The organism is Sphingopyxis sp. (assembly GCF_050725655.1).
GTDB lineage: Bacteria > Pseudomonadota > Alphaproteobacteria > Sphingomonadales > Sphingomonadaceae > Sphingopyxis.
The window spans coordinates 61805-73503 of sequence record NZ_JBOHHT010000004.1; the positions used below are offsets into that span (position 1 = coordinate 61805).

General features: G+C 64.2%; 8 protein-coding genes and 2 pseudogenes. 9 read left to right on the top strand and 1 reads right to left on the bottom strand.

Annotation, left to right across the window (positions count from 1 at the left end):
* Positions 1 to 234: 234 nt before the first annotated feature.
* A complete protein-coding gene (locus ACREBX_RS00655; RefSeq protein ID WP_431559819.1) occupies positions 235 to 2844 on the top strand; it encodes a TonB-dependent receptor in 2610 nt (869 codons plus the stop codon).
* 85 nt (positions 2845 to 2929) lie between these two features.
* Positions 2930 to 4609, top strand: a complete 1680-nt coding sequence (locus ACREBX_RS00660; protein ID WP_431559820.1) for a hypothetical protein — start codon at positions 2930 to 2932, stop codon at positions 4607 to 4609.
* A gap of 4 nt (positions 4610 to 4613) precedes the next feature.
* Here the strand turns inward: ACREBX_RS00660 and ACREBX_RS00665 are convergent, their stop codons facing one another.
* Complete coding sequence (locus ACREBX_RS00665) at positions 4614 to 5663, bottom strand: LacI family DNA-binding transcriptional regulator (protein WP_431559821.1); 1050 nt, start codon at positions 5661 to 5663, stop codon at positions 4614 to 4616.
* A 170-nt stretch (positions 5664 to 5833) separates the two neighbouring features.
* Between ACREBX_RS00665 and kduI the strand changes: the two genes are divergently transcribed.
* From kduI to ACREBX_RS00700, 7 genes and pseudogenes are all read left to right on the top strand, one after another.
* Positions 5834 to 6676, top strand: a complete 843-nt coding sequence (gene kduI / locus ACREBX_RS00670) for a 5-dehydro-4-deoxy-D-glucuronate isomerase (RefSeq protein ID WP_431559822.1) — start codon at positions 5834 to 5836, stop codon at positions 6674 to 6676.
* 113 nt (positions 6677 to 6789) lie between these two features.
* Complete coding sequence (gene kduD / locus ACREBX_RS00675) at positions 6790 to 7539, top strand: 2-dehydro-3-deoxy-D-gluconate 5-dehydrogenase KduD (RefSeq protein ID WP_431559823.1); 750 nt, start codon at positions 6790 to 6792, stop codon at positions 7537 to 7539.
* A gap of 9 nt (positions 7540 to 7548) precedes the next feature.
* The gene (locus tag ACREBX_RS00680) at positions 7549 to 8562 is read left to right on the top strand and encodes a sugar kinase (RefSeq protein ID WP_431559824.1); all 1014 of its coding nucleotides are present in this window, start codon (positions 7549 to 7551) and stop codon (positions 8560 to 8562) included.
* A 327-nt stretch (positions 8563 to 8889) separates the two neighbouring features.
* Positions 8890 to 9681: a 2-keto-4-pentenoate hydratase gene (locus ACREBX_RS00685; protein ID WP_431559825.1), complete on the top strand. Its 792-nt coding sequence runs from the start codon at positions 8890 to 8892 to the stop codon at positions 9679 to 9681.
* A 22-nt stretch (positions 9682 to 9703) separates the two neighbouring features.
* The gene (locus ACREBX_RS00690; protein WP_431559826.1) at positions 9704 to 11011 is read left to right on the top strand and encodes an MFS transporter; all 1308 of its coding nucleotides are present in this window, start codon (positions 9704 to 9706) and stop codon (positions 11009 to 11011) included.
* A gap of 4 nt (positions 11012 to 11015) precedes the next feature.
* Positions 11016 to 11399: pseudogene (locus ACREBX_RS00695) on the top strand (glucuronate isomerase); the annotation flags it as partial.
* Positions 11400 to 11455: 56 nt separating this feature from the next.
* Positions 11456 to 11699 (top strand): annotated as a pseudogene (locus ACREBX_RS00700) (mannitol dehydrogenase family protein); the annotation flags it as partial.

The following is an 11699-nucleotide window of genomic DNA, read 5'->3' on the forward strand; positions in this document are numbered from 1 at the left end:
CGGCCCATTGCCCGCCCGAGCTGTCATACAAGGAGGGCAGTTGTCATACAATTATTGCTTGACACGGACCCGGTAATTCCCGCATCATTCGTGACACCGGTTACCAGTTCCGGGCAACGATATAGAAACGGGAAGGCGGCTGGTGCGGCCACAAGGGCTGGCCATCAGGCGCAATCTCCATGGGAAATCATTGGCGAGCGGGCGACAGGCCGCCGCTGGCGTGGGAGGATGAAGATGGCTATTCAGGCAAGGCGGGGCGTCCGGACATTGGCGAAACTGGCAGGCGGGGCATCGCTTGCGGCGCTGGCGCTGTCGCCGGCCTATGCGCAGGACGCGGCGGCTCCGGCCGCGGATGATGCGATCGTGGTTACCGGTATTCGGGCTTCGCTCGCGCAGGCGGCCGACATCAAGCGCGAAGCCGACCAAGTCATGGACGTCATCACCGCCGAAGATGTCGGCAAGCTGCCCGATGCCAACGTCGCCGAAGCGCTGCAGCGCGTCACCGGCGTCCAGATCACCCGCGTCTTCGGCGAAGGCCAGTCGGTCTCGGTGCGCGGCCTGCAACAGGTTCGCGTCGAAGTCGACGGCCGCACCTTGCTCGGCTGGTCGGCGCGCCTGTCGCCGCCCGAGAATGACCAGCTCGGGCGCTCGTCCGGGCTCGATTCGGTGCCCTCCAGCCTGTTCGGCCGCCTCGAAGTGCGCAAATCGCCGCTCGCCAGCAATGCCGAAGGCGGCCTCGGCGGCACGGTTAATCTTGTCACGCCGAAGCCGCTGTCGTTCAAGGAGCCGACGATCTCGGTCCGCGCGCAGGGCGTCTATTCGGAAAATTCGGACAAGTTCGAACCCGCGATCACGGGTTTTGCGACGACCAAATTCGCTGATGGCCGCATCGGCATCATGATCGCGGGCGAATATCAGAAGCGCACCTCGATGACACAAACGTTCGAGCGCAACAATTTCCTGAACCGCACCTACACCGGGACGGGCGGCGGGGTGATCCCGACGCCCACGCTGCTCCAATATGAGCAGTTCACCGTCGATCGTTCGCGCCTCGGACTCAACGGTGCGATCCAGTTCGAGGTGACGCCCGAATTCACCATCACCGCCGACGCGCTTTATTCGAAGCTCAAGACCGGGCGCCGTCAGGACTTCTTCGCCTTCCGCCTGCCCACCGGCACCAATCCCGTCACCAACCGCGTCGTCGAGGATGGCATGGTCGTCGCGGGCAACGCCAATGGCACCGTCACCACCGCGGGGCAGATTCGCAACGAGCCGACCGAAAGCTTCCTCTATGGGCTCAACGGCAAATATGAGGGTGATAACGGGCTGACGATCGAGGCCGACGGCTATTACAGCAAGGGCACGATCGACCAGACGATCCAGATCATCACCTTGCAGGGCACCGCGCTGGTCCCCGGCGCGTTCGATTTCCGCGACACGACCATCCCGTCGCTGACGCTGACCGGGCCGTTCAATCCCACCAATTATGCGTCGTATAATCCGGCAACGAACGGCGTGCGCAGCAACCGCCTGATCGGCCTGCTCGACGAATGGACGGGCAAGCTCGACGTCAGTTACGAAACCGGCGGCGTCACGATCGCGGCGGGGGTGCGTTACACCGACCTCCATGCGCGGTCGAACGCGTTCCGCAGCCAGGTCACCCCGACGCGCGCCGAGATCGAGCCCTATCTGAAGCTCGTCGACACGGGAGATTTCCTGTCGGACATTCCGGGGACCTTCCCGCGCAGTTTCCTCAGCACCGCGCCGACCTTCGACTATGTCTTCAACCGCGCGCAGGCGGCCGAACCCAATCCGGACCCGGACGGCAAATCGACGTTGCTGCCCAACCTCCAGCGCGACTATGACTTCAGCGAACGCACGCTCGCCGGTTATCTGATGGTGTCGGGCGAGGGCGAGATCGCGGGCATCCCTTACAAGGCCAATGCCGGGGTGCGCATCGCGTCGACCCGGCTGTCGGTCGATAGCTATGTCAACGTCGGCACCGTCAGCCGGCTGGTCAACGACAAGAACCGCTACACCAATGTATTGCCCAGCGCGAACATCGCCTTCAACGTCACCGACGATTTCCTGATCCGCGTGTCGGGATCGCAGACGATGCAGCGCGCCTCGATCGCCGACCTGGCGCCGTCGACCTTCTTCAACGCGACCAACCTGTCGGTCACCGGCGGCAATGTGAATCTGAACCCGCCGATCTCGACGCAGGCCGATGTCAGCTTCGAATATTATATGGGCAAGACGTCGCTGGTCTCGGGTGCTGTCTTCTACAAGGATGTGAAGGATTTCATCGCCAGCTTCGTGACCACGGGAGTCGACACCAATCTCGATCCGCAGGGCCGCGAGTTGACCTTCTCGCGCCCCGAAAATCTGGCGAGCGCGAAGATCAAGGGTTTCGAAATCGGCATCCAGCAGTTCTTGGATTTCCTGCCGTCACCGCTCGACGGCTTCGGGGTCATTGCCAACTACACCTATTCGGATTCGGAGGATAACAACGACTTCCCGCTCGTTGCGGTGTCGAAGAACAGCTACAACCTTGTCGGCCTCTATGAAAAGGGCCCCTTCTCGGCGCGCATCGCGTACAACTACCGCGACGAGGCGGTGTTCGAATTCTCCGAAGGACGGCCGAGCTTCGTCGGCTCGCGCTCGCAGCTCGACGCACAGGTCGGGGTCGACATCACCAAGAATATCGCGTTGTCGCTCCAGGCACAGAATCTCATGCCGAAAAAATCGGCGACGACCGAGTATAGCAATTTCAACACGACCGCGCTCAACAGCTATGCCTTGTCCGAGCGGCGTTTCTCGGTCGGCGTGCGCGCGAAATTTTAAAGAGGTCCCCGGCATGGCGGCGCCTCCGACCTTTCACTGGTCGCGCGCCGTCATGCCAAACGGGCCGCAGGGAGTGTGTCGGGTTATGATTTCGGGTGATCGGCGTGCGCGCCTCGTTTCGGTTCTGGCGCTCGGCGCGGCGCTCGCTCTCCCGGTTCAGGCGCAGCCGGCGAAATTGCCCAAGATTCTTTCGGATCCCGCGACGGCGGCGGCGAACCCGCTGCCCGATTTCAGCTATGCGGGCTATGGTTTCGGCCTCGCGCCAATCCCCGCCGATGCGGGAACGATCGTCGACGTGACCGCGCATGGCGCGATTCCCGACGACGGGCTCGACGATACGAAGGCGGTGCTGCGCGCTCTCGCCGCGGCGAACACGGTGAAGGGCAAGGTGACGCTGCGTTTCCCAAAGGGGCGCACGCAGATCACCGAAGTGCTGCGCATCACACGCAGCGACATCGTCCTCGACGGCGCGGGCAACGGGCCGGGCGGTAGCGAGCTCTGGTTCCCGCGCCCGCTGAAGCTCATCGACCAGAGCCATGATTATGACGAGCTGCGCGAATATCTGGTGCGCGAGAAGAAACAGCAGGTCGAGCCCGAGCATAATATCGACTATCTGTTCACGGAATATACGTGGTCCGGCGGGATGATCTATGTCGCGCCTGCGGGCAGCCGGCCGGTCTCTTATGACGGGACGAAGGACGTCCGCGACCCGGTGCTGGCAAATGGCGTGACGGGCAAGCAGTTCGGCCGCACGCTGACCGTCGACAATGCGGCGAAGCTCAAGGTCGGCGACGTCGTGCAGTTGCAATGGTTTTCGGTCGAGGGGCCGGACAGCCAGATCCTGAAATCGCTCTATGGCGACACCGACCTGCCGATCGGCTCGCACCACTGGACCTCCCCCAATCGCCCGGTGGTCGTGCAGGCGACTCGCGTCGCGACGGTGCGAGGGCGAACGGTGACGCTCGGCGATCCGCTGCTGCACGATGTCCGCGCCGACCAGCCCGCGGTGGTCGCGCAATGGAAGCATCTCTCCAACGTCGGCATCCAGAATCTGCGACTGCAATTCCCCGAGGCGCCTGCCTTCGGCCACCATCTCGAGCAGGGCTATAACGGCATCTACATGACCGGAGTCTTCGACGGCTGGGTCAGGAAGCTGACGATCGACCGCTCGGACAGCGGCATCCTTACCGACAATGCCGCAAGCCTGACGATCGCCGACGTCACCACCACCGGCGACCGTCGCGCGCATTATTCGGTGCATGTCGGCGCGGTACACAATGTGCTCGTCAAGGATCTCAAGGTCGAAAATCCCGTCATTCATCCGGTGAGCATCAACACGCGCTCGACGCGGTCGGTGTTCCTGCGCTCGGTCGTCGACAGGGATGCGATCATCGACCAGCACAGCGGGTCGAACCACCAGAATCTGTTCGACGCGCTCGTGATGCACATCGATCCCAAACAGGGGAAGGACGGCTGGCATTACCAGTTCTGGGTCGGCGGCGGCGCGCCCTATTGGAAGCCTGGCCACGGGCTCTACAACACGCTGTGGAACGCCAAGCTGGTGATGCCGGGAGGCATTCCCGCCGACGCAATTGTTGCGATTACGAGCGGGCTCGAAGGGCCGGGCGAGCGGATCGTGGGGTTGCACGCAAACCGCAAGATCGCGGTCAGCTACACCCCCGCGCCCTATATCGAGGGTACGGGGCAAGCGGTCGCCGCCATACCCTCGCTTTACGAATATCAGCTTGCCCGTCGGCGCCGCTGAGCCTTCAGCGTTCCGGCGGCGGGGCGACCGACTGGCGCTCGACAAAGGTCGAGGCAAGAACCGCACCCTCGGCGACCTTGGTCCCCGGGGCGAGAAAATCGGGCACGAGCGTTTGCGCCGCACGGATACCCATCTCGTGGATCGGCCAACGCACCGTGCTGAGCGCGGGCCAGATGTGCGTCGCGGTCGGACTATCGTCGAAACCGATGATCGAAAGCTGGCCCGGCACCTTTATGCCCTTGCTGTGCGCGACGCTTATCACGCCCGCCGCCATCTCGTCGTTCGAGCAGAAGATCGCCGTCGGCGGCGCGGCGAGCGAAAGCAATGCCTCGCCTGCTTCGACGCCCGCGGTATAGCGGTAGTTGCCCGGCGCGTTGAATTCGGCAGGAAGGTCGAGCCCGGCCTCGGCCAGCGCTTCGAGAAAGCCCGTTTCGCGTTCGGCCGCCGAGCGGAAACCGACGGGGCCGCGCACGAAACCGATGCGGCGATGGCCGAGCGCGATCAATCGGCGCACCGCTTCGGCCACAACCTCGCGATCGTTCGACGAAATACAATGCTTCGCATCGTCGAGCGGCGCCGACCCGATGCGGACATAGCGCACGCCGAGGTTTTCGCAGAGCGCGGCGAGGTCGTCATTCTCGGAGATCGGGGGAAGCAGCATCGCGCCGATCGGCCGCTGTTTTTCGAGGAAGGTGCGGACGTCGTCGAGCATCTTGTCCGATCCGCGATCGACCGGGCGCACGAGCAACGCAAGGTCGCTGTCCTTGATCGCGTCGAGCACCCCGCGCTGGAAGTTGAGCACCGTCTGGGCGTTCGGATTGTCGTGGAGCAGCGCGATCAGGAAGTTGCGCCGAAAGGCGAGCGCGCGCGCTTGCGGATTGGGGACGAAGCCCAATTGTTCGATCGCCTTTTCGACCGTGGCGCGCGTCTTGTCGGTCAGGAATTCGGAGCGGTTGATCACCCGGCTCACGGTCTTTTTTGACACCCCCGCAAGCGCTGCGACGTCGTTGATCGTCGGTTGCTTGCCCCCCGGCCCCTTATTCTGTGCCGCCATATTCGCTCTTTCCCCTGCAAGCCTCTGGCCCGGCTCGCGCTTTCCATGCTGATGGGCGCTCGAAAGCGTAAAATCAACCGCCCGGCGGGCATGCCAACACCACTTGACACCGGTTACCATCAAATCTAGCAAGGCAGCAAGCCAGAAATCTCGAGCGAGGATGCGATCCCATGTTTTCCAAGACCTATTACGCGACCCATCCGGTGATGATGGAAGAGGTGTCGAACGCGGAGCTTCGCGATCGCTATCTGATCCAGAACCCGTTCCGCACTGGCGAATGCGTTCTCAACTACACTCACGCCGACCGCTTCGTGATCGGCGGCGTTGCCGTCGGAAATGCCCCGGTCAAGCTGCCCGCGCAGAGCGAACCGCCGTCGGCCGCGGGGCACCCGTTCCTCGAGCGCCGCGAGCTCGCGATCGTCAACGTCTCGTCGGTGGAAGGCACCGTCACCGTCGATGGCGAGAGCTTCACGCTTGGCAACAAGGACTGCCTCTATGTGACGATGGGCGCGAAGGACGTCGAGTTCGCGGGCGAAGGCGCGCGCTATTATCTGGCGTCGTGTCCGGCGCACAAGGCGTTCACGACGCGCAAGCTCGGGATCGCCGACGCCAATGCGCTCGATCGCGGCAGCCTCGCCGAATCGAACGAGCGCACGATCTACCAGCTCGTCATTCCGGGTGTGTGCGACAGCGCGCAGCTCGTCATGGGGCTGACCGTGCTCAAGGAAGGCAGCGTCTGGAACACGATGCCCCCGCACATCCACGAGCGGCGCAGCGAGATTTATTTCTATTTCGAACTCGACAATGTCGACACCGACCGCGTCATGCACTTCATGGGTGAAGGCGAGGTGACGCGCCACATCGTCATGCAGAATGAGGAAGCGGTGATCTCGCCGCCCTGGTCGATCCACATGGGCGCGGGCACCAAAGCCTATGCCTTCATCTGGGCGATGGCTGGCGAGAATCAGGACTATACCGATATGAACGTCCTCGACATCTGTCAGCTGAGCTAAAGAGCGTCCCTAACTCGTCACCCCGGACTTGATCCGGGGTCCATCGGGCCACCGTGGTCATGGATGCCGGATCAAGCCCGGCATGACGAAAGAGGGAGGAAGGAATCCGGGAAATGTTATTCGACCTCACAGGAAAAGTCGCGCTCGTTACCGGCGCCAACACCGGCATCGGGCAGGGGATCGCGCTCGCGCTCGCCGAAGCAGGCGCGGACATCGCCGCCGCGGGCCGCTCGCCCGCCGACGAGACCGTCGGCAAGGTGCGCGGGCTTGGCCGCAAAGGCGAAAACTTCGCCGCCGACCTGTCGAGTGTCGGCGCGGTGCAGCCGCTGGTTGATGCGGTGCTCGCCGAGTTCGGGCGTATCGACATCCTCGTCAACAATGCCGGCATCATCCGCCGCGCCGATGCGGTCGATTTCACCGAGGCTGACTGGGACGCGGTGATGGACACCAATTTGAAGACGCTCTTCTTCCTCTGCCAGAGCGTGGGTCGCCGCATGATCGCGCGCGGTTCGGGCAAGATCATCAACATCGCCTCGATGCTGACCTTTCAGGGCGGCGTCCGCGTGCCGAGCTATACCGCGTCGAAATCGGGCGTCGGCGGGCTCACCAAGCTGCTCGCGAACGAATGGGCGGCGAAGGGTGTGCAGGTCAACGCGATCGCACCCGGCTATATCGCGACGAACAATACCGCCGCGCTGCAGGGTGACGAAACGCGCAACCGCCAGATCATGGAACGTATCCCCGCGGGCCGCTGGGGCGATCCCGGCGACATTGGCGGCGCCGCGGTCTTTCTCGCGTCACCAGCGTCAAACTATGTGCAGGGTCATATCCTCGCCGTCGACGGCGGCTGGCTCGCGCGCTAGCTTCGCGCCATGTCCTCCGGCCGCCTTGTCTTTTTCGGCGAACTGCTGATCCGCCTGACCGCGCCGGGCAACGAGTTGCTGATGCAGTCGCCGTCGCTCGCGCTCCACGTCGGCGGCGCGGAGGCCAATGTCGCGATCGGGCTCGCGCATCTTGGCCATGACTGCGCGATGGTCAGCCAGATCCCTTCGAATGCTCTGGGTCGCGGCGCGGTGGCGGCGGTGCGCGGCGCGGGCGTCGATTGCGCCGCTGTCTCCAGCGGCCCCGGACGCATGGGGCTTTATTTCCTCAGCGTCGGAGCCGGACTGCGCGCGTCGGAGATCGTCTACGACCGCGCAGGGTCGAGCTTCGCAGCGACGGGGCCTGAGGATTATGATTTCGACCGGTTGCTGGCGGGCGCGGGCCTGCTTCACCTATCCGGCATCACCCCCGCGCTCGGGCCGCGCTCGGCCGAAGCGGCGCTGGCGGCTGCACGCGCGGCGAAACGGCTCGGCGTGCCCGTCAGCTTCGACGGCAATTACCGCGCGATGCTGTGGGAGGCGTGGGACAGCGATCCGCGCACGATCCTCTCCGAACTGATCGCCGCCGCCGACATATTGTTCGGCAACCACCGCGACCTGTCGCTCGTGCTCGGCAAGGAATTCAGCGGCGAAGGCGAGGATCGACGGCGCGAGGCCGCCGAGGCGGGCTTTGCCGCTTTCCCAAGCCTCAAGCTGATCGCCTCGACGGCGCGGCATACGGCCACCGCCGACCACCACCGCATCGCGGCGCGCGTCGACCTGCGCGACGGCGGCTACCAGACTCCCGAGATCGACGTCACGGGCATCGTCGACCGCATCGGCGCGGGCGATGCCTTCGCAGCCGGGGTGCTCCACGCGCACCTGTCGGGCGACGATGCGAAAGCGATGGCCGAATCGGGCCTCGCGCTCACCTGTCTCAAACATTCGCTGCCGGGCGACGCGAGCCGTTTCGGTCAGGCCGATATCGACGCCTTCCATGGCGGCGGGCTCGATGTCCGGCGCTGATCTGACGCCGCTGATCTGACACGGCGCCAGCTTTTCGGGGCCGCGGCCTCCTCCCGACGCTGGCGCTGCCCGCAACGGTGTTCGCAACTCCCGTTCATGCTGTGATCGGCGCGCAGGACGGAGAGTTCCGCAGTCGTGGCAAACATGAGAGCGATCCCAATCTGTCATCGGCCTATGTCGGCATCCGTTACGCGCGCGCCGAACGGTTTCAGGCGCCGGTTGCGGTGGCCAAGGCAGCACCCGGCCCGGCGGAACAATTTGTCATACATCCGATATTGACTTGCCTTTGACACCGGTGTCTCTTACACCGCTTCGCGGAAGAGGGAAATGAGAAAGATGCTGGCGACAAGCGATCAACAGAATGTGGCGCGTGCATTCATCGACGCGCGTGCGTGGAAGACACCGCTTACCGTTTATCCCGGCGCGATGCCGCAGACGATGGCCGAGGCTTACGCGATCCAGGACAGTGCGATCGCGCTCGACGGGCGCCGCGTCGGCGGATGGAAGGTCGGGCGAATCGCCGCCGAGCTCGTCACTCGCTACGGCGGCAACCGTCTGACCGGCCCGATCTTCACCGACGAAATCTTCGATGGCGGCGCCGATCCGGTGATGCCGGTCTATGCCGACGGTTTCGCCGCGGCCGAGGCCGAGGTGCTGCTCTGCTTTGGCGAGGTCGGCACGCGCGACTATGATATCGACAGCGTGCGCGAGTGCATCGCCGACGTGCGCACGGGCATCGAGATCGCGAGCTCGCCTTTTCCCGAGATCAATCGTCACGGCCCCGCGGTCACCGCGTCGGACTATGGCAACAACAAGGGGCTGATCCTCGGCCCGTCGATCGCCGACTGGCAGGGCGCCGACCTTATCCGCATGCCGGTCGAAATGGCGATCGATGGCGAAACGGTCGGCACGGCGACGATGGAGGCCATGCTCGACGGCCCCTGCGGCTCGGCGCTGTTCCTGATCGACATCCTGCGCGCGCGCGGCATAGCTATTCCACCCGGGACCTGGGTGTCGGCGGGCGCAATCACCGGTATCCATGAAATCAGGCCCGGCCAACGCGCCGAGGCGCTGTTCGACGGAAAAATCCGCGTCGGCTGCTCGATCAAAAGCTACTAAAGCCAAGAAACGGGAGAGGATTATGGCACAGGCATTCGCGGACGGAGGTACGGCTGCGCCGGTGCCAAGGTCCGGCCGTTACCGTTGGCTGATCGTTGGCGTGTTGTTCGCCGCGACCACGGTCAATTATATCGACCGCACCATGCTCGGCCTGCTCGCGCCGACGCTCGGCACCGAACTCGGGTGGAGCGAGAATGACTATGGCAACATCGTCACCGCCTTCCAGGCCGCTTATGCGCTCGGCTTCCTGCTCATGGGCTGGCTGATCGACCGTTTCGGCCCGAAGGTCGGATATGCGATCGCCATCTCGATCTGGACCGTCGGCCATGTCGCACACGGCTTTGCCTCCTCGGTCGTCTCCTTCATGATGGCGCGCGTCATCCTCGGCGTCGGCGAGGCGGGGCATTTCCCGTCGGTCGTCCGCGCGTCGAGCGAATGGTTTCCGCAAAAGGAACGCTCCTACGCGATCGGCTGGGTCAACAGCGCGACGACGATCGGCGTCATCCTGACCGCGCCGACGATCTGGCTGTTCATGGTCTGGATGGGCTTCGACTGGCGCCAGACCTTCATCTACACCGGCGCCTTCGGCATCATCCTGCTGCTGCTCTGGCTCTGGCTCTACAGCAATCCGCGTGAGAGCGGGAAGGTCAGCGACGCCGAACTTGCATGGATCGAACATGATCCGCCCGAAAAGATCGAGCGCCTCGGCTGGGGCGCGATCGTCACCAAGCGCGAAGCCTGGGCCTATGCCACCGGCAAGTTCCTGACCGACCCGGTGTGGTTCCTGATGCTCTTCTGGCTGCCCAAATATTTCAGCACCACCTATAATGTCGACCTCAAGGTCGTGCTGCTGCCGATGATCATCATGTACCTCCTGTCCGACGTGGGCAGCATCCTCGGCGGCTGGGTGTCGTCGAAGCTGATCCAGACCGGGCACAGCGTCAATTTCGCGCGCAAGGCGACAATGCTTGGCGCGGGCTGCTGCGTGCTGCCTTTGCTGTTCGTCTCGGGACTCGAGAATATTTGGCTTGCCGTGGTGCTGATCGGCATCGCGCTCGCGGGTCACCAGGCGTTTTCGTCGACGATCCTGTCGATCCCGCCCGACATGTTCCCCAAACGCGCGGTCGGATCGGTGATCGGGCTCGGCGGCTTTGCGGGCGGCGTCGGCGGGATGATCATGGCGAAGTTGACCGGGCTCGTGCTCGACGCGACCGGCGGCAATTACACCCTCATCTTCGCCGCCTGCACGACCGTCTATTTCCTCGCCGTGCTGGCGCTCCATCTCCTCAGCCCGCGCCTCGCGCCGGTTACCGTGGAAAGCAAAGCCTGATCCGATGCCGCGTCCGCTGGCCCTCTCCCCCGATCGCCTCTTTCCGTCCGATCCGGCGCAGCGCGACATCGCGCGCCGGCTCTACAGGCACGTGGCGGGCCTGCCGATCGTCAGCCCGCACGGGCATACCGATCCGGCGTGGTTCGCGGGTAACGCATCGTTCGGCAATGCCGCCGAGTTCCTGCTGCATCCCGATCATTATGCGTTCCGGATGCTCTATTCGCAGGGGATTTCGCTCGATGCGTTGGGGATCCGTAACAAGGCTGCCGACCCGCGCGAGAGCTGGCGGCTGTTCGCCCAAAACTATCTCCGCGGCACGCCGACGCGGATGTGGATGGACTGGGTGTTCGCCGAGGCTTTCGGGTTCGATGTGCAATTCTCGGCAGAACTGAGGCCGACCGCGCTGAAGTCGAAGCCGTGCTCGGCGTCCGCGACGAGGGCGCAGTGGTCACCGAAGGTTTCAGCCAGTGGGTGATCGAGGATGATTTCGCCGGTCCGCGCCCGCGCTGGGAAGAGGTCGGCGCGGAACTTGTCGCCGACGTCGCGCCTTATGAGACCGCAAAGCTGCGCATGCTCAACGGCGCGCATTCGGCGCTCGCCTATATCGGACTTGGGGCAGGGCACGCGTTTGTCCATCAGGCTATCGCCGACCCGGCGATCCGGCCAGTGATCGAGCGGCTGATGCGCG